Genomic DNA, 17534 nt, shown 5'->3' with positions numbered 1-17534 from the left:
GTACGAACGGGCCGATGATGCGCGCCGTTCCTGTCAAACGGCTGTCCACGCGCTCAGGGTAAACACCCATCTTCGGGACCGCCGCGAGCGGTGCTAAGGTGCCGCGCATGCAATTGCTCCTCGTGGAAGACGACCCGGCCATGCAGGCCACGCTGCAGCGCTCCCTGAGCCGCCGGGGCATGGAAGTGACCGCCCTCGGCGACGGCCGCGCCGCCCTCGCGCAATGGACCGCGCGTGCGCCGGACGTGGTGGTGCTGGACCTCACCCTGCCCGGCCTGGACGGCCTGCAAGTGCTGCAGCAGGCGCGCGCCACGGGGCTGCGCACGCCCGTGCTGCTGCTCACTGCGCGCGGCACCGTCGGTGACCGCGTGCTCGGCTTGAATGCCGGCGCCGACGACTACCTGCCCAAGCCCTTCGATCTGGACGAACTGGAGGCACGGCTGCGCGCGCTGGTGCGCAGGACCGGCGAGGCACCTGAAGCCAAATCGGCCTCCAGCGCAATAAACATCGCGGCAGTGCGCTATGAAAAAGATAGCGGCGCCATTTATCTGGGCGACGAGGTGATGGAGTTCACCCCGCGCGAACTGGCGCTGATGCACGCCCTGCTCGCGCAGCCCGGCCACGCGGTGACGAAGGAACGCCTGTACGAACTGGTTTTTCCCGGACAGCTGGACGTGCAGTACGAAGCCATCGAAGTGGTGGTCTATCGCCTGCGCAAGAAACTGGTGGGCACCGGCCTCACGCTCATGACGCTGCGCGGCCTGGGCTACCTGCTCAAGGCCGATGCATGAAGCGCGCCGCAGCGCGACCCCGCACCCGTTCGCTGCGCCGCCAGTTGCTGGTGGGCATCCTCGTGCCCGCATCGCTCTTCATCGCATACAACACCCACAGCCTGTACCGGCAGACCCTGGCATCGCTGCACACGGCCTACGACCGCACCCTGCTGGCGTCGGCCAAGACCATCAGCGAGCAGATCGACGTGACCGGCTACGACGACGCGGCGCAGCTGCGCGCGATCGTGCCGTACTCGGCGCTGGAGGCCTTCGAGGCCGACAACCAAAGCCGCATGTTCTATCGCGTCTCCACGCTGCAAGGCCAGCTGGTCTCGGGGTTTGACGAACTGCCGTTCTGGCACGGCGCCATTCCCGCGCGTCCGCCATACGCTGCGCTGGTGGACTTCTACGACGACCAGTTCCGCGGCCGTCCCGTCCGCGTGGCGGTATTGCTGCAACCCGTGGCCACGCCCCAGGGACGTGGAATGGCCGTGATTCAGGTCGCCGAAACGCTGGAACTGCGCCAGACCCTGGCGCTGCAGATCCTCTGGACCACGCTCGCACGGCAAGCGCTGCTGGTGCTGGTCATCGCCGTCATCGTCGTGCTGGTGGTGGAGCAGGCCACTCGTCCGGTGCGCCAGTTGAGCGCGCGCCTGCAGAACCGGCCCGAGGACGACCTTCGCCCCATCTCCGCCCCGGCCGCACCGCGCGAACTCCAGCCGCTCATCGAGGCCACCAACCACGTCATGCTGCGGCTTTCGCACTTGCTGGCGCACCAGAAACGTTTCGTGCGCGACGCTTCGCACCAGCTGCGCACCCCGCTGGCCGTGCTCAAGACGCAAGTGCAGTCGGCTCTGCGCGGCGACGCGCCACCGGAGCAGGCATTGCACGAGATCAGCGACACCGTCGAGCGGGCCACGCTGCTGGCCAACCAGATGCTGGCCCTGGCCAAGGTCGAGCAGTTGCGCCAGCAGAGCGCGCCGCCGGTGACCCGCCTGGATGACGAACTGCGCGCCATCGCGCTGGAGCTTTCACCGCTCATCGCCCAGCGCGATCTGGACTTCGGCATCCACACCGACCCCGCCCCGGTGCAGGCCCATGAATGGATGCTGCGAGAACTCACCCGAAACCTGCTGCACAACGCGATCCGCCACACGCCACCGTCCGGCGTGCTGACGGTCGAGTTGCGTGCCGATGGGCGCCATGTCGCGCTGACCGTGGCCGACAGCGGCCCGGGCATCGACGCCGAACTGGCCCAGCGCCTGTTCCAGCCTTTTTCCGCGGGCGACGTGCGCACCGGCTCGGGCCTGGGCCTGGCGATCTGCCGGGAAATCGTGCAGGCCTTGGGCGGGCAGATCGAGTTGTCCAATCGCATGGAAGGCTCTCGCATCGCCGGGCTGGACGCCGTAGTGCGGCTTCCGTTGGCATCCTCCGACAATCCGACCCCTGCCGAACGGAAGAAAATCGCCACATGAATGCTCCCGAATCGATGCGCCTGGACAAATGGCTGTGGTGCGCCCGTTTCTATAAAACCCGCTCGCTGGCCGTGGAAGAAATCGGTAAAGGCCGGGTCACGGTGAACGGCCAAGCCACCAAAGCCGCCCGTGAATTGCGCCCCGGCGACAGCGTGGCCCTGAAGCAAGGCCCCACGCAGCGCACCGTGCTCGTGCGGGCGCTGAGCGGCATGCGCGGCCCGGCGCCTGTCGCCCAATTGCTCTACGAAGAAACAGCGGAAAGCATCGCCGCACGGGAAATCGCGGCCGAACAACGCCGCCTGGCGCCGGAACCCGCCGCCAGCCTGCAAGAAGGCAGGCCCACCAAGCGCGATCGCCGAAACATCGATCAAGCCCGCGACTGGGGCAGCCGCTGGAGCGCGTCCACTGACGAGTAAGTTTCAGGCGGGTTCAGCGGTTCGAATTCGTGGTGGTCGCCTTCGGGCGGCGGTCAGCCTGTTTCGGCTTCGCTCACACGGCCTGTGCTGGATCGACGCAGAAAAGAAAATGCCCGCACGAAGGCGGGCAAAGTCGGGCAGGCATTGCGGCCTGGTCACAGCCCGGATTCCGTAGGGGAGGCGATGCCCCCGTCAGGTGGAGCCCATTTTGGGCATGTCCCTTACTGTCTGCTGACAACCCAAAAAAATAGCCCGCACGAGGCGGGCTAAAACTTGCTAAAGAGCAAGAAAGGGAGGTGTCGGCTGGAGTTGCCGACAGGTGAATCATAAATTCAAAATGCCGATTCGCAACAGGAATATCGTTTCATTCAACGGAATGTTGCGAATTTGCTATTAACGCTACCCATCTCTCTCTGCCTCAGTCCCACCGTCTTCCATTTTCAGCAGATGGAATGCGACAGCGTAAAAATCCTTCGCGTGGTGAATGAATCACGCAACGTCACAAAAACCGCAATTCGTTACACCGATGCAACGCTGCCTGACTCGCTAGTCAGGCTTCTCCTACGCCTCAGTTCGTGGCGTCAGCGCAACCTTTCGTAACGCCCAAAAGGTCAAAGGTAAGGTCTGTTTGCGAACCAAAGGACAAGGAGATAAGCCATGCACAACAAAAATCCACGACGAATGAGCGAGTGCCGCTTGCAGGTTGCGTGTCGTCGATCAATCGTTTGCCAGGAATCCGTCTGAATAGCCAACGCCGCAGGCCTTCAAGGCATGACCAGCAACGCTGACTGCCGATTTTCTTTCCAGCACAACCATTCACTCTCCCATGGAAAACTACCCAGCAAGGAGCGCGCGCCACCGCGGCCTCATGCAACAGTTCACGCCCCTGAACCTATCGACCGATTGGACCGACTACAGCGTGGTGAAAGCGCGCGGCGTGCGCGTCGTCGCGCTGTCGGGGCAGGCTTCCTATTCCACCAACGATTACACGGTGGAGAACGCCGTCGGTTGCATCGAGATCACGGGTGGGAAAGTGGGTGTGCATGGCACCATGATGCTCATTGGATTTACCCTGGACTCCAATCCACCGCCTCCTGCATTTGAAATCGTTTCTGGCGACGCGGTAGGAATGATGACCTTGCCTGCTCACTGCTTTGCAGCGTACGTTGCCATCGCCAATACGACAGGCGCCCACTTTCGCCTTGGCGCAGATGGCCTGCTGAACGCGCTGGCCACTGACGCGGCGTCGCTTTATCTGCCTTCGGCGCCTTAGCGCCTGGGATGCGACCGCTCGAAGGGCAGTGCATTTCATTTTTATTCGCGCGCACCGCGCAGAGCCGCCACCATCTCGATCAAGGTCTAGAGAACTGCCTACCACCAGCAACGGCAAATGCCCTTACCGAGTGATAAAACCCCGGGTCTCAGCGCGAAGCCGCAGCAGCGATTGGCTGCAAATTGACATGCACTGGCGGCACTTACCGCCACTCACAGGCTGTATCACAACCCCCGAATTATCATCGCGTCGCCTGGCCAGGTGGCGGGGTCTCAGGCCGATGCCGTGTCCACTCGCGGCGAAGGCGTTTGTGCTTGGGGCGCGCGCGTCAGGCGCATTCACCCCGTCTTTTATGTGTCGTGTGCACAGCATACGAAAGGCGCTGCGTTCGACGGACCCGACGCGGTATCCGCCCTCACCCATTAATCACCTTGCCACCAGATGGCGCATGTGATCACAGCAAAGGTCTCCTGCCGGTTGCACCACTAAGGTGTCGCATCGCATCGCAAAAAAAGCAGAATCCACAATTCATCGAGACGGCAGAGAATTCACATTCTTCTCGGAAGTCGGCGCAACTCCGACGGCGTCTACAGTTGCTGGTTTGGCCAGCTTACCGGCAGCGGCACCACCGAAGGTTCCGGCGACAGCGCCCACGGTGCTGCCGACAAACACGCCGACGGGCCCTGCAACCGCAGCACCTACTGCTGCGCCAGCAGCAGCTCCGGCCATAAATCCGCCTCCCATGAGGGATGAATTGGATTCACGCTCAGCCTCTTGGGGCGACAGCGCAAATTGCGCTGCGGACGCAGGATCTTGAGAAGGAATGCCGTGGCCGGGACGCGCTTGTTCTGCCAAATCGGAATCAAGTGCACGGCTGGAAAGATGGGTGGTAGACGAGCTCATCAGAAACTCCTTTTCAGGTCATGTTCGCAAGCAAGATGCTTGGTCGCACTTCCGTTGTAAGGAGCGCCTGATGGCGCTAACGCCGTCCCGAGGATTGCAAAGCTGTCGGACGACACCCAATCGCAGCAACAAGATTGATCCAGGTCAATTTTTAAACCAGATTGATCCAATTGACTTGTTGATGCAATCCAGCCGAACTGACACTACCGACTGTTCGGCCGAGCCAAACATTTTTACGACGTGCATTAAAAGGCAAGCGGTCTGCACCAAGAGCAAACGCGCAAATCCATGAAAAAAGCCCTGTAAATCGTAGATTTACAGGGCTTTATCTGGCGGAAACGGAGGGATTCGAACCCTCGATGAGGCTCTACACCCCATACTCCCTTAGCAGGGGAGCACCTTCGGCCACTCGGTCACGTTTCCAATCCCTCTATTATGCCTCAGATTAAAGGCGTTTTTCCTGGGTCAAGCCTGCGGCTGGTCCAGTTCGAACGCCTTGTGCAGAGTGCGCACGGCCAGCTCGACGTACTTCTCGTCGATCACGACAGAAGTCTTGATTTCGGAGGTCGAGATCATCTGGATGTTGATGCCCTCCTCGCTCAGCACGCGGAACATCTTGGCGGCCACGCCGACATGGCTGCGCATGCCGATGCCGACGATGCTGACCTTGCAGATCTTGGCGTCGCCCACCACTTCCTGCGCGCCCAGTGCGGGAACGACCTTTTCCTTGAGCAGATCGACCGTGCGCGCGTAGTCCGAGCGATTCACGGTGAAGCTGAAGTCGGTCTTGCCGTCTTTGCTGAGGTTCTGGATGATCACATCGACGTCGATGTTCGCATCAGCCACGGCGCCCAGGATCTGGTAGGCGATGCCTGGCTTGTCGGGCACGCCGAGCACGGAGATCTTGGCCTCGTCGCGGTTGAATGCGATGCCGGACACAACGGCTTGTTCCATTTTTTCGTCTTCCTCAAAAGTGATCAGCGTGCCGGAGCGGGCTTCTTCATTGATATCGATGTCCCACGGCGTGAAGCTGGACAGCACGCGCAATGGCACCTTGTATTTGCCGGCGAACTCCACCGAGCGGATCTGGAGCACCTTGCTGCCCAGGCTGGCCATCTCCAGCATTTCCTCGAAGCTCACGGTGGCCAGGCGGCGCGCCTCCTGCACCACGCGCGGATCAGTCGTGTACACGCCATCCACGTCGGTGTAGATCAGGCACTCGGCAGCCTTCATGGCGGCAGCCACAGCGACGGCGGAGGTGTCCGAACCGCCGCGGCCCAGCGTGGTGATGTGGCCGTGTTCGTCGATGCCTTGAAAGCCCGTCACGATCACGACCTTGCCAGCGGACAGATCGGCGCGCACGCGCTGGTCGTCGATGGATTCGATGCGGGCCTTGGTGTAGGCGCTGTTGGTACGGATCGGCACCTGCCAGCCGGCGTAGCTCACCGACTCCATGCCTTCGGACTGCAGCGCAATGGCCAGCAGCGCGGAAGACGCCTGCTCGCCGGTGGAGGCCAGCATGTCGAGTTCGCGGTGGTACGCATCGGTGGCGCGCGAAGGCGCCAGGTCTTTGGCCAGCCCGAGCAGGCGGTTGGTTTCGCCACTCATGGCGCTGGGTACCACCACCATCTGGTGGCCGGCCCGCGCCCACTTGGCCACGCGCTTGGCGACGTTGCGGATGCGCTCCGTGGAGCCCATCGACGTGCCGCCGTATTTATGAACGATCAGTGCCATTGGATATCTGGAATGACGAAACGAAAGCCGGCGCTAAGGAGGAGAAAGTTGTTCTGGCGCGCCGCCGTTTTTCGTGCAGGGATGGGGACCAAAACCTAGGAATTGTACCAACCGAGCACTTGGGCCTCGCGCACCGCGAAGCCGCGGCCGACCTTGATGCGGATGCGATGGCCACGCGTGGTGCACGCGGCGATCTGGTCCAGCAGTTCGGCCAGTTGGGCCGCGGCCGGCGTGGTGCCGTGCACGCTGCGCAGCCAGTGGCGCAGCACGTTGGCCTGCCGGGCCCGGCTCAGCGCCTGCACGGCCGCCAGCCGCGGCGGCACGCCTACGGCGACCAGATCGGCCTCGGCCAGTTCCTGCAGCAGTTCGCTGGCCTGCGCGGCATGCTCGGCGCTGCGTGCGAAGGTGTCGCGAAACTGGGGGAACGCGGCGTCGAGCGCCGGCAGCAGCCGGTGGCGGATGCGGTTGCGCGTGTAGTGCTCATCGCCATTGGTAGGGTCTTCCACCCACGGCTCGCCCCGCGCCACCAGCCAGGCGCGAACATCGGCGCCGGCCACCCGCAGCAAGGGCCGCTGCCAGGCAAGGCCGTCGCGCTGCCAGTGCGCAGGCATGGACGCCAGCCCCGGCACCCCGGCGCCCCGCGACAGTGCCAGCAGCAGGGTTTCGGCCTGGTCATCCGCATGCTGGGCCAATGCTATTGTTTTTATAGCATCATGCCCTAGTGTTACTTGTGCCAGGCCCGCAAAAGCCTCGTACCGCATCCGACGGGCCGTGTCTTCCGGGCTCTGACCCGGCGCGGGGCGAGCGTCCACGCGCGCCACCTGCAGCGGAACGCCCATGCGCTCGCACAGAGCGGTGCAGTGGCGCTCGAAGCCATCGGCTGCCGCCTGCAGTCCATGGTGCACATGGAACGCATGCACCTGGCCGGGCCACCGACCCGCGCAGGCCAGCAGCAGCGCGGTGGAGTCGGCCCCGCCACTCAGCCCCACGGCCAGCGGCAGGGCCGGGGTGAAAGCATCCATGGCGGCATCGAAGGACTGCGTCATGCAAAAGGCCTGTTCCTTGAAGAGCGTGAAGCTTTGCGCTCTCACCAATGAAAACGGCCCCGAAGGGCCGCAGGGTTCACGCCGGCAGCAGGTCGCTGCCGAACGGACGTTCAGCGGGTTTCCGCCTTGGTGTCGGTGAAGCGGCCATAGCTCTGCAGGCGCTCATAGCGGCGATCGAGCAATTCCTTCGTCTTGAGATCGGCCAACTGGCGGAATGCATCGCCCAGGGCGCGCTTCAGGAAGGCGGCCATCTGCTTGTGGTCGCGGTGGGCGCCGCCCACGGGCTCGCTCACGATCTTGTCCACGAGGCCCAGGGCCTTCAGGCGGTGCGCCGTGATGCCCATGGCATCGGCCGCGTCCTGCGCCTTGTCGCTGGTCTTCCAAAGAATGGAAGCGCAGCCTTCGGGGCTGATCACCGAGTAGATGGAGTACTGCAGCATGACGACTTGGTCAGCCACGCTGATGGCCAGCGCGCCGCCGGAGCCGCCCTCGCCGATCACGGTGGTGATGATGGGCACTTCCAGTTGCGCCATCTCGAAGATGTTGCGGCCGATGGCCTCGGACTGGCCGCGTTCTTCGGCATCGATGCCGGGATAGGCGCCGGGCGTGTCCACGAAGGTAAACACCGGGAGCTTGAACTTCTCGGCCGTCTTCATGAGGCGCAGGGCCTTGCGGTAGCCCTCGGGACGGCTCATGCCGAAATTGCGCGCGGCGCGTTCCTTGGTGTCGCGGCCCTTCTGGTGGCCCAGCACCATGCAGGCATGGCCGTTGAAGCGGGCCAGCCCCCCGACGATGGACAGGTCATCGGCGAAGTGGCGGTCGCCGTGCAGCTCGACGAAGTCGGTGAAGATGTCGCGCACGTAGTCGAGCGTGTAGGGGCGCTCGGGGTGGCGGGCGATCTTGGTGATCTGCCAGGGCGACAGCTCGCTGTAGATGTCCTTGGTGAGCTGGTGGCTCTTCTTGCTGAGCTGATCGATTTCTTCCGAAATATCGACCGCGCTTTCGGTCTGCACGTAGCGCAGTTCTTCGATTTTTCCCTCGAGCTCGGCAATCGGCTGCTCGAAATCCAGAAAGGTTTTTTTCGCCAACGTAATTCTCCTTGGGCTCCTCGCCCTGTTCAGGCCAGCACCACGGGCACGGACGCAGCATCGGTTGCCGCTCCCTCCCGCGAGGGCGTCAATAGTCCACCGGCAACGGGGCGAGCGACCGCCAAATATACCAACTCGCCACGCTGCACCAGGGCTTCCAGGCCTCGGCCACTTCGCGGGCATCGCTGCGGCTCACGGGATCGCCCGAAAAATAATGCTGGCTGATGCCCTGGATCAGCGTGGCATCGTCCAGCGGCAGCACATTGGGGCGGGCCAGGTGAAAGATGAGAAACATATCCGCCGTCCAGCGGCCGATGCCGCGGATGGCGACCAGTTCTTCCGTGATGGCCTCGTCGTCCATCGCGTCCCAGTCTTTCACGTGCAGCTTGCCGCTGTCGAAATGCAGCGCAAGATCGACCAGGTAGTCCACCTTGCGCGCGGACAGGCCAGCGCCGCGCATGTCGTCCACCTTGAGCTTGAGCACGCTGGCCGGCGTCATGGTGCGGGGCAGCGCCGCGAAGCGGTTCCACACCTTTTGCGCCGACGCCACCGACACCTGCTGGCCGACGATGCTGCGCGCCAGGGTGGTGAACGCATCGCCCCGCTGGCGCAAGGCCACATCGCCCAACTCGGGAATGAGCCGCTTCATGACGCGGTCTTTTTTGACGAGGTGCTTGCGTGCCTCGGCCCAGTACGCGGGCGCGATCAGCTGAGGTTCGTCACCCGCTATCTTTTTCGTAGCTGCCACCGCTTATCCCATCTGCGCCAGAGGCCAATTCAACCCAAAACCGCTCACTGCGCCGCCTCCCAGGTGGTTCCGGCCGCCGAATCCTTGAGGACGATGCCTTGCTCCAGCAGAGCCTTGCGGATGCGGTCGGCTTCGGCGAAGTCCTTGGCGGCCTTGGCCGCGGCGCGTGCCGCGATCTGCGCCTGGATGGCGGGTTCGTCGAGCGTAGCGCCGGCTTTCAGAAAAGCCTGTGGATCGCCCTGCAGCAGGCCAAGACAGCCGGCCAGCGCCTTGAGCAGCCCGGCCATCTGCGGCGACTGCGTGCGGTTGACCTCGCCCGCCAGATCGAACAGCACGGCAATGGCTTCGGGCGTGCCGAAATCCTCATCCATCGCGGCCTTGAAGCGGGCTGCGTAGGAATCGTTCCAGTCGATCGCCTGCATCGGCTGCGGCGCGACGAGGCTCAGGGCCGTGTAAAGGCGCTTGAGCGCAGCGCGGGCATCGTCCAGATGGGCGTCGCTGTAATTGAGCGCGCTGCGGTAATGGGCGCGCACGATGAAGAACCGCACGGTCTCGGCGTCGTACTTGGCCAGCACGTCGCGGATGGTGAAGAAGTTGCCGAGCGACTTGCTCATCTTCTCGTTGTCCACACGCACGAACCCGTTGTGCACCCAGAAGCGCGCCAGGGGTTTGCCGGTGGCGCCTTCGCTTTGCGCGATCTCGTTTTCGTGGTGCGGAAACTGCAGGTCGGCACCGCCGCCGTGGATGTCGAAGCTCTCGCCCAGGGTGGCGCAGCTCATGGCCGAGCACTCGATGTGCCAGCCGGGCCGGCCGGCGCCGAAGGGGCTGTCCCACTTGGCCTCGGGCGGCTCCTCGGGCTTGGCGGATTTCCACAGCACGAAGTCGAGCGGATCGTCCTTGCCGTCGGCCACCGCCACTCGCTCGCCTGCGCGCAATTCGTCCAGCGATTTGCCGGACAGCTTGCCGTAGCCCGCGAACTTGCGCACGGCGTAGTTCACATCGCCGCCGCTGGCGCGGTAGGCCAGGCCCTTGTTCTCGAGCGTGCCGATCAACGCGAGCATCTGCGGCACGTATTCGGTGGCGCGCGGTTCGATGGAGGGCGATTCGATGCCCAGCGCGCCGATGTCCTGGTGCATGGCGGCGATCATCTCGTCGGTCAGCTGGCGGATGGTGATGCCACGCTCGACCGCACGCCGGATGATCTTGTCATCGATGTCGGTGATGTTGCGCACGTAGGTCACGCGCAGGCCGCTGCTCTTGAGCCAGCGCTGCACGACGTCGAACGCCATCATCATGCGGGCATGGCCGATGTGACACAGGTCGTAGATCGTCATGCCGCAGACATACATGCGCACATGTCCGGGCTCCAGCGGGGAAAAAGGCTCCAGCGCACGCGACAGCGTGTTGTAGATACGCAAGCTCATGGAAATTCAGTCAAGGGGTGGATGGTGCAGCCGGCGCCCGGGCAGGGGCTGCGCGAAGAGGCTGGAGCCTCTCGGAAGGGCTGTGCGCGGCGGTGCGCACCAGCAAAATCAGGAGCGGCAACAGTGCACCGGCATGACAAACCCCTCAGCTACAATCCGCCGCAGTATAAGCCTCCGTTACGGCTTGACACCTCCAACCACTCCGTCCGCCCATGAAGCACCCACAACGTACCGTTGCCCATCTCCTGCGCCTGATCGCCCTGTCGGCCTTGCTGGGTGCCCCGCTGGCCCATGCGGACGATTACGCCGACATCACCCAGTTGCTGAAGGCCGGCAAGCCCGCCGACGCCCTGGCCAAGGCCGACCAGCGGCTCACCGCCAACCCGCGCGATCCGCAACTGCGCTTCCTGCGCGGCGTGGCCCAGGCGGACTCGGGCAAGCAGACCGAAGCGGTCGCCACCTTCACCAAGCTCACCGAAGACTATCCCGAACTGCCCGAGCCCTACAACAACCTGGCGGTGCTGTACGCCAACCAGAACCAGCTCGACAAGGCGCGCACCGCGCTCGAGATGGCGATCCGCACCAACCCCAGCTATGCCACCGCGCATGAAAACCTGGGCGACATCTACGCCAAGCTGGCCAGCCAGGCCTACAACAAGGCGCTGCAGCTGGACGCCACGCATGCCAATTCGGTCAAGCCCAAGCTGGCATTGATCCGCGACCTGTTCTCCACCGACCCCAAGGCTTCCAGCGCAAAGGCACCTGCTGCCGCCACCACCCCGGTGGCCGCGGCAGCACCGCGCACCGCACCGGCACCCGCTCCAGCCCCAGTCACCGCCGCGCCGGCCGCGCCAGCTCCTGCACCCACCCCGGCCGCGCCGCCCGTTGCGGCCGCACCTGCGCCCTCCCCGGCTCCGGCACCCGCGCCTGCTGCCGCCGCATCGACGGGCTCAGGCACCGCCAGCGCCACCGCTGAAAAAGACGTGTCCGCTGCCGTGCATGCGTGGGCCAAGGCCTGGGAAAGCCAGGACATGAACGCCTACCTGGCGGCCTACGACAAGAACTACACCCCCAACGGCAAGCAAAGCCACGCGGCCTGGGAAAAAGAGCGCCGCGACCGCATCGTCGGCCGTGCCAAGATCAATGTCAGCGTGAGCGACCTGCGCGTTTCCGTGAACGGCAACAAGGCCCAGGCACGCTTTCGCCAGGGCTACAGCTCCGGCAGCTACAGCGTGAACAGCCGAAAGACGCTGGATCTGGTGAACACCGGCGGCCAATGGACCATCGTGCGCGAAGCCACGGGCGGTTGATGGCAGGCTGTTCGGTGATGCGGCCTATCGCTGTCGGGATGCTCCCTTGCCCTTTGCAGGCGCAACGCGCCGCACCCGCACTCGCTTGACGCCCCGGATGCCTGCGGGACGTTCCTCCTGGAGCCGCGGCATTGCGGCGAGCATGGCGCTGTCGCTGCTGGCGGCCAGCGCACTGCCGGCCCATGCGCAGGGCGACAAGCTGCGCGCCGTGGGCAAGAACGCACGCACGGCGCCGGTCCGGCCCGCCCCGCTCGTCGATGGCCAGGCGGAAAAGCGCCTCATGGAGGTGTACCGCCTGACGGGCGAAGGCAAGGGCCGTGAAGCGCTGGCCAAGGCCGAAAGCCTGGTGCGCGACCATCCCAACTTCCAGCTCGCGCAACTGGCGCTGGGCGATTTACTTTCGGCCCGCACCCGGCCGCTGCGGCAGATGGGCGACGTGCCCGCCGGCCAGGGTGATGCCCCGCCACCGCAGGAGGCCGCCGATATTCTGGCCGAGCTGCGCGCCGAGTCTCGGCAGCGCACGGATGCGCTGCGCGTGCGGCCCCAGGTGCGCAGCATTCCAGCGCAGTTCATCGAGTTGTCGCTCCGCTCACGCCACGCCATCGCGGTGGATGCCTCGCGATCGCGGCTTTATCTGTTCGAGAACACGCCGAACGGGCTGGAACTGGTGGCCGACTATTACGCCTCGGTGGGCAAGCTCGGAATCGAAAAGCTGATCGAGGGCGACCAGCGCACCCCCTTGGGCGTGTACTTCATCACGAGCCGCCTGGACCCGGCCACGCTCAAAGATTTCTACGGCGCGGGCGCTCTGCCCATCAATTACCCGAACCCGCTGGACCAGAGCCGCGGCAAGACCGGCAGCGGCATCTGGCTGCACGGCACGCCGCCCGACCAGTTCTCGCGGGCGCCCCTGGCCACCGACGGCTGCCTGGCACTGGCCAACCCCGATCTGGAACGCATCCTGCGCACCGTGGAGCCGCGCTCCACGCCCGTGGTGATCGCCCGGCAGTTGCAGTGGGTGCAGCCCCAGGCCGTGCAGGCCGACCGCAAGGCATTCGATGCCGTGCTGGACGCATGGCGGACGGCCAAGTCGCAGGGTGACCTGCAGCGCCTGATGGGGTTTTATGCGCCGACGTTCCAGAGCTACGGCAAGATGCCGCTGCAGGAGTTTTCCAAACAGCTCAGCGCCGAAACGCGCGCGCTCCGCGGCCGGCCGATCCAGCTCAAGGACAAGACCCTGCTGCGCTGGACGGATGCCTCCGACACCATGGTGGTAACGTTCGGCGAAGTCATCGAAGGTGCTCGCACCGGCCCCGTGAAGCGCCAGTACTGGACGCGCAAGGGCAACCAATGGCAGATATTTTTCGAAGGAGTGATTGGATGATTTCCAGAAGAAATTCGACCCTGGCGCTTGCCAGCATTGCGCTGGCAGCTATCGTTTCAGCAGCACCCGTGCAGGCGCAAGATGCGGCCGCACCCAAGGTGAAGCTGTCCACATCGATGGGCGACATCGTGGTCCAGCTCGACCCCGCCAAGGCACCGAAGACGGTGGACAACTTCTTGTCCTATGTGAAGGACAAGCACTACGACGGCACCATCTTTCACCGTGTGATCAACGGCTTCATGATCCAGGGCGGCGGTTTCACGCCCGACATGCAGCAAAAGCCCACCAAGCCACCGATCGCGCTGGAGGCCAACAACGGCCTCAAGAACGACAACTACACCATCGCCATGGCCCGCACCGGCAATCCGGACTCGGCCACCTCGCAGTTCTTCATCAACGTGAAGGACAACGCCATGCTCAACGCCAACGGTGAAGGCAACGGCTACGCCGTGTTCGGCAAGGTGGTCTCGGGCAACGACGTGGTCGACAAGATCAAGGCCGTGTCCACGGGCAACAAGGGCATGCACCAGAACGTGCCCACCACGCCCGTCCTCATCAATTCCGCCACCGTGGTCAAGTAAGCCGCGGCGCACCTCCCGACAGACCCCAAGGAACCCCTCCCATGAGCCACCCACAAGTCGAACTGCACATCGCCGGCCACGGCGTGATCACCCTCGAACTCGATGCCGAAAAGGCACCCAAGTCGACCGAGAACTTCCTCGCGTACGTGAAGAAGGGCCACTACGACAACACAATCTTCCACCGCGTGATCCCCGGCTTCATGGTCCAGGGCGGCGGCTTCGAGCCCGGCATGAACCAAAAGGGCGCCGAGGCCCCGATCGAAAACGAAGCCAACAACGGCCTGAAGAACGCCAACTACACCGTGGCCATGGCCCGCACGAGCGATCCGCACTCGGCAACGGCCCAGTTCTTCATCAACGTCGCGGACAACGGCTTCCTGAACCACACCGCACCTTCCGCACAGGGCTGGGGCTACGCCGTGTTCGGCAAAGTGGTCAAGGGCACCGAAGTGGTCGATGCCATCAAGGCCGTGAAAACCGGCCGCAAGGGCTTCCATGACGACGTGCCGAAAGACGACGTCATCATCGAGAAGGCCGTCGCGCTGTAATTGCGGCGACAGCGGCGCATCCGCATCCACCACCGCCCGCCCGTGACCACGACCGTGCCCCGGTTCGAGGAGCTTGCCGCTCCTTCGGACTGGCGCACGGTCGAATTCATTTCCGACCTGCATCTGCAGGCCAGCGAACCGGCCACCTTCCAGGCATGGCGCCGCTACCTGCAAAAGACTGAGGCCAGCGCGGTGTTCATCCTCGGCGACCTGTTCGAGGTGTGGGTGGGCGACGACTGCACGAGCGATGCCGACGGCGCGTTCGAGGCCGAATGCTGCGCCGTTCTGCGCGAAGCGGCGCGCAACCGCCCTATCTTCTTCATGCATGGCAACCGCGACTTCCTCGTCGGGGCCCGGTTTCTGGCCGCGTGCGGATTGACGGGCCTGCACGACCCCACCGTGCTGCACTTTGCGGGCGAGCGCACGGTGCTCAGCCATGGCGACCTGCTGTGCCTGGACGACGTGGACTACCAGCGCTTTCGGTTGCAGGCCCGCAGCGCCGAATGGCAGCAGCGTTTCCTGTCCCAGCCCCTGGCCGTACGGCGCCAGCAGGCGCGCGGCATACGCGAGCAAAGCGAGGCGCGCAAACAGGCCGGCGATGCCACCTACGCAGACCTCGACGGCCCTGCCACGCAGGACTGGCTGCGGGCAGCCGGCGCGCGCACGCTGATCCACGGCCACACCCACCGTCCGGCGGTGCATGCGCTCGGCACGGGCCTGCAGCGCGTGGTGCTGAGCGATTGGGATGCCGCCGCACACCCGCCCCGCGCCGAGGTGCTGCGCCTGTCGCCCGGACAGGGCTTGGAACGGCTGAGCGCCGTCCCCATGTAAACGGCATCTCATTTTTTGGCCGGGAGTGCGCAAGCAGGCCTTCCGCTCGTTGCATGCCTGCTCTCTTGAACAAACTCTGGCGCCGCGTGCGCGCAGCCGTCGCACCCGTGCCGGAAATCTCCGCCACGCTCTGGCTGCAAACGCTGCAGCGCTACCCCTTTCTCTACGCCCTGCCCCTGCACGACCAGGCCAAGCTGCGCGCCCTGAGCGCCCTCTTTCTGCAACGCAAGGAATTCACCGGCGCCCACGGCCTGGTGGTGACCGATGCCATGGCCGTCGCCATCGCGGCCCAGGCCTGCCTGCCGCTGCTGCACTGGGGGCCTCCGGCGCAGGCCCTCGACTGGTACGGCGATTTCGTGGGCATCGTGGTGCACCCCGGCGAAGCGGTGGCCCGCCGCCAGTCCACCGACGCAGCGGGCGTGGTGCATGACTACACCGAAGTGCTGCTGGGCGAGGCCATGCACCGGGGCCCGGTCATGCTGAGCTGGCCCGCAGTGGACAGCGCCGGCCGGGGCAGCGATCGGGGCATGAGCGTCGTCATCCACGAGTTCGTGCACAAGCTGGACATGCATAACGGCGCCGCCGATGGCTTTCCGCCGCTGCCCTCCGGGTTTCTGGGTGCGCCCAGCGCACACGCTGCACGCCAGGCATGGCGCTCGGCCTGGCAGCCGGCCTACGACGCATTTCGCGAGCGGGTGATCGTTGCGGAGCGTTTCGGTGGCGAGTGGCCGTGGCTGGACGCCTATGGAGCGACCGCCCCTGCGGAGTTCTTCGCGGTCGCGTGCGAGGCGTACTTCGTGGACCGGGAAAGGTTCGCCGCCGAGTTCCCGTCGCTGATGCCCGCGCTGGACGCCTTCTTTCATCGCGAGTTGGCGCCGAATCGGCCGAACGCCGGCGTTTAATATGCCTCTTTTGCTATATTTTCAATAGCAAAATCAATCACCGCCAAGTGAATAGAAGTGAATCGACGCGTCAGCACCGGTCGCCCAATGGCCGGGTAGAGGTCGCCGCGTGGGCCGATTCGAACCCGGCAGCACCATCACCGCTCAGGGCTTGCGCGCCATCTCGCCCGTGGCGATCCGCTGGCGCAACTCGGACAACACGGTCTTCATGCGGCGCTCGTTCTCCACGCCCATCCGCACCAGGATTTTCTGGCCGCTCGACAACGCCTGCAGCTTGGGCTCCGCGAATTCGTAGCGCACCCAGGGGCGCGTGGAACGCACTTCTCCGGTCACCTTGGTGAGCTGCACGCGGATCGGCCCGGCAGGCTCGGGCGCCTGCAGCAGGTTGTCCAGCGCAGCGACCAGGCGGTCATTGAAGTAACGGCGTGGAAAGCCCAGTTCCTCATACGCCTGCTGGAACAGCGGGTAGAGCCGGGCATACAGCGCGACGGCCTGGTCTTGCGGAATCGCTTCGGCCAGCATGACGAAGGCGCGGTAGCGGGCCGGATTGGCGGCGGCGATCGTCTCGTTGTCGCTGCCCTCGCCGTCCACCAGAAAACGCTGCGGTGCGGGTTGCACCGGCCACATCCGCGAGGGAGCGCTCTGGCGCGGGAGGTTGTCCACGGTCGCCACCGCACGCTGCACGAAACCGTCGATGCGCAGCAGGGACGCGACGGACTGCGCGCCCACCCATCCCGTGACCGCATCCGCCACAGTACGGTCCGATTCGGCCATCGAGGGCAACGCCGCCTCCGCAGGCTGGACGGCTTCCATCGGATGCAGCGGGCCCGACGCCGCAGACGCCGGCGCCGAAGCGGGTTCGGACGCGGCCTGGCTGGCCACGGCCGGCGATGCGGACGGCGCAGAATCCGCACGCCCCCAGAACCACCAGGCGGCGCCCGCGCCCAGTGCACCCGCGATCAGCACCACGGGAATCCACGCACGCGAAGGCTCCTGCGCGGGCCGCAACTCCACCGTCTCACGTTCGGGCATCAAATCATCCTTGGTCGTTGGTTTCGAGAACACGTCCGCAGCATCGGCCGCAGTTGCCCGTCGATT

At 64.8% G+C, this 17534-nt stretch carries 17 protein-coding genes and 1 tRNA gene; 10 read left to right on the top strand and 8 right to left on the bottom strand.

Features of this window, described 5'->3' with window-relative positions:
* Positions 1–107: 107 nt before the first annotated feature.
* From AVHM3334_RS03710 to AVHM3334_RS03695, 4 genes are all read left to right on the top strand, one after another.
* Positions 108–791 (top strand): response regulator transcription factor, encoded by a 684-nt coding sequence (locus tag AVHM3334_RS03710; RefSeq protein WP_284409763.1) that lies wholly within the window; start codon positions 108–110, stop codon positions 789–791.
* Positions 788–2248, top strand: coding sequence for a sensor histidine kinase (locus AVHM3334_RS03705; RefSeq protein WP_284409761.1), 1461 nt, complete (start codon positions 788–790; stop codon positions 2246–2248). Before AVHM3334_RS03710 ends, AVHM3334_RS03705 begins: the two co-directional genes overlap by 4 nt.
* On the top strand, positions 2245–2664 hold the full coding sequence (locus tag AVHM3334_RS03700) for an RNA-binding S4 domain-containing protein (protein WP_284409758.1): 420 nt from the start codon (positions 2245–2247) through the stop codon (positions 2662–2664). Before AVHM3334_RS03705 ends, AVHM3334_RS03700 begins: the two co-directional genes overlap by 4 nt.
* An 826-nt stretch (positions 2665–3490) precedes the next feature.
* Positions 3491–3937: a hypothetical protein gene (locus AVHM3334_RS03695; RefSeq protein WP_284409756.1), complete on the top strand. Its 447-nt coding sequence runs from the start codon at positions 3491–3493 to the stop codon at positions 3935–3937.
* 528 nt (positions 3938–4465) lie between these two features.
* On the opposite strand, the gene AVHM3334_RS03690 is transcribed toward AVHM3334_RS03695, so the two are convergent.
* From AVHM3334_RS03690 to cysS, 7 genes are all read right to left on the bottom strand, one after another.
* A complete protein-coding gene (locus AVHM3334_RS03690) occupies positions 4466–4840 on the bottom strand; it encodes a hypothetical protein (protein ID WP_284409754.1) in 375 nt (124 codons plus the stop codon).
* Between the two features lie 330 nt (positions 4841–5170).
* Positions 5171–5263 (bottom strand) — tRNA-Ser (locus AVHM3334_RS03685).
* 42 nt (positions 5264–5305) lie between these two features.
* Complete coding sequence (locus tag AVHM3334_RS03680) at positions 5306–6574, bottom strand: aspartate kinase (RefSeq protein WP_284409752.1); 1269 nt, start codon at positions 6572–6574, stop codon at positions 5306–5308.
* Between the two features lie 95 nt (positions 6575–6669).
* A complete protein-coding gene (tilS, locus tag AVHM3334_RS03675; protein ID WP_284409750.1) occupies positions 6670–7620 on the bottom strand; it encodes a tRNA lysidine(34) synthetase TilS in 951 nt (316 codons plus the stop codon).
* A 110-nt stretch (positions 7621–7730) separates the two neighbouring features.
* Complete coding sequence (locus AVHM3334_RS03670) at positions 7731–8708, bottom strand: acetyl-CoA carboxylase carboxyltransferase subunit alpha (RefSeq protein WP_284409748.1); 978 nt, start codon at positions 8706–8708, stop codon at positions 7731–7733.
* Between the two features lie 88 nt (positions 8709–8796).
* Positions 8797–9456 (bottom strand): DNA-3-methyladenine glycosylase family protein, encoded by a 660-nt coding sequence (locus AVHM3334_RS03665; protein WP_284409746.1) that lies wholly within the window; start codon positions 9454–9456, stop codon positions 8797–8799.
* Positions 9457–9500: 44 nt separating this feature from the next.
* Positions 9501–10880 carry a cysteine--tRNA ligase gene (gene cysS, locus AVHM3334_RS03660; RefSeq protein WP_284409745.1) on the bottom strand — a complete coding sequence of 460 codons (1380 nt, stop codon included), beginning with the start codon at positions 10878–10880 and terminating at the stop codon, positions 9501–9503.
* Between the two features lie 212 nt (positions 10881–11092).
* On the opposite strand from cysS, the gene AVHM3334_RS03655 reads away from it, so the two are divergent.
* The 6 genes from AVHM3334_RS03655 to AVHM3334_RS03630 all read left to right on the top strand — a co-directional run bounded on the left by AVHM3334_RS03655 (position 11093) and on the right by AVHM3334_RS03630 (position 16436).
* Positions 11093–12190, top strand: a complete 1098-nt coding sequence (locus AVHM3334_RS03655) for a nuclear transport factor 2 family protein (RefSeq protein ID WP_284409743.1) — start codon at positions 11093–11095, stop codon at positions 12188–12190.
* Between the two features lie 97 nt (positions 12191–12287).
* Complete coding sequence (locus AVHM3334_RS03650) at positions 12288–13574, top strand: L,D-transpeptidase family protein (protein WP_284409741.1); 1287 nt, start codon at positions 12288–12290, stop codon at positions 13572–13574.
* The gene (locus AVHM3334_RS03645) at positions 13571–14155 is read left to right on the top strand and encodes a peptidylprolyl isomerase (RefSeq protein WP_284409740.1); all 585 of its coding nucleotides are present in this window, start codon (positions 13571–13573) and stop codon (positions 14153–14155) included. Before AVHM3334_RS03650 ends, AVHM3334_RS03645 begins: the two co-directional genes overlap by 4 nt.
* A gap of 41 nt (positions 14156–14196) precedes the next feature.
* Positions 14197–14703 (top strand): peptidylprolyl isomerase, encoded by a 507-nt coding sequence (locus AVHM3334_RS03640; RefSeq protein WP_284409738.1) that lies wholly within the window; start codon positions 14197–14199, stop codon positions 14701–14703.
* Between the two features lie 42 nt (positions 14704–14745).
* Entirely contained in the window at positions 14746–15534 is a 789-nt protein-coding gene (locus tag AVHM3334_RS03635) for a UDP-2,3-diacylglucosamine diphosphatase (RefSeq protein WP_284409736.1), read from the top strand.
* A 53-nt stretch (positions 15535–15587) separates the two neighbouring features.
* A complete protein-coding gene (locus AVHM3334_RS03630) occupies positions 15588–16436 on the top strand; it encodes a M90 family metallopeptidase (RefSeq protein ID WP_284409734.1) in 849 nt (282 codons plus the stop codon).
* A 144-nt stretch (positions 16437–16580) separates the two neighbouring features.
* Here the strand turns inward: AVHM3334_RS03630 and AVHM3334_RS03625 are convergent, their stop codons facing one another.
* Complete coding sequence (locus tag AVHM3334_RS03625; RefSeq protein WP_284409732.1) at positions 16581–17468, bottom strand: DUF3014 domain-containing protein; 888 nt, start codon at positions 17466–17468, stop codon at positions 16581–16583.
* Positions 17469–17534: the final 66 nt, after the last annotated feature.

The sequence above is a fragment of the Acidovorax sp. SUPP3334 genome (assembly GCF_030159055.1).
Taxonomy (GTDB): domain Bacteria; phylum Pseudomonadota; class Gammaproteobacteria; order Burkholderiales; family Burkholderiaceae_C; genus Paracidovorax.
The sequence above is the reverse complement of the archived record's forward strand: the minus strand, read 5'-3'. Positions and strand labels throughout refer to the sequence as shown.

What these genes read in the sequence shown, in the direction of transcription:
- cysS (WP_284409745.1), bottom strand. Translation starts at nt 10,880, where the DNA reads ATGAGCTTGCGTATCTACAACACGCTGTCGCGTGCGCTGGAGCCTTTT.
- AVHM3334_RS03645 (WP_284409740.1), top strand. Translation starts at nt 13,571, where the DNA reads ATGATTTCCAGAAGAAATTCGACCCTGGCGCTTGCCAGCATTGCGCTG.
- AVHM3334_RS03655 (WP_284409743.1), top strand. Translation starts at nt 11,093, where the DNA reads ATGAAGCACCCACAACGTACCGTTGCCCATCTCCTGCGCCTGATCGCC.
- AVHM3334_RS03690 (WP_284409754.1), bottom strand. Translation starts at nt 4,840, where the DNA reads ATGAGCTCGTCTACCACCCATCTTTCCAGCCGTGCACTTGATTCCGAT.
- AVHM3334_RS03680 (WP_284409752.1), bottom strand. Translation starts at nt 6,574, where the DNA reads ATGGCACTGATCGTTCATAAATACGGCGGCACGTCGATGGGCTCCACG.
- AVHM3334_RS03650 (WP_284409741.1), top strand. Translation starts at nt 12,288, where the DNA reads ATGCCTGCGGGACGTTCCTCCTGGAGCCGCGGCATTGCGGCGAGCATG.
- AVHM3334_RS03630 (WP_284409734.1), top strand. Translation starts at nt 15,588, where the DNA reads ATGCCTGCTCTCTTGAACAAACTCTGGCGCCGCGTGCGCGCAGCCGTC.
- tilS (WP_284409750.1), bottom strand. Translation starts at nt 7,620, where the DNA reads ATGACGCAGTCCTTCGATGCCGCCATGGATGCTTTCACCCCGGCCCTG.
- AVHM3334_RS03705 (WP_284409761.1), top strand. Translation starts at nt 788, where the DNA reads ATGAAGCGCGCCGCAGCGCGACCCCGCACCCGTTCGCTGCGCCGCCAG.
- AVHM3334_RS03695 (WP_284409756.1), top strand. Translation starts at nt 3,491, where the DNA reads ATGGAAAACTACCCAGCAAGGAGCGCGCGCCACCGCGGCCTCATGCAA.
- AVHM3334_RS03640 (WP_284409738.1), top strand. Translation starts at nt 14,197, where the DNA reads ATGAGCCACCCACAAGTCGAACTGCACATCGCCGGCCACGGCGTGATC.
- AVHM3334_RS03700 (WP_284409758.1), top strand. Translation starts at nt 2,245, where the DNA reads ATGAATGCTCCCGAATCGATGCGCCTGGACAAATGGCTGTGGTGCGCC.
- AVHM3334_RS03710 (WP_284409763.1), top strand. Translation starts at nt 108, where the DNA reads ATGCAATTGCTCCTCGTGGAAGACGACCCGGCCATGCAGGCCACGCTG.
- AVHM3334_RS03625 (WP_284409732.1), bottom strand. Translation starts at nt 17,468, where the DNA reads ATGCCCGAACGTGAGACGGTGGAGTTGCGGCCCGCGCAGGAGCCTTCG.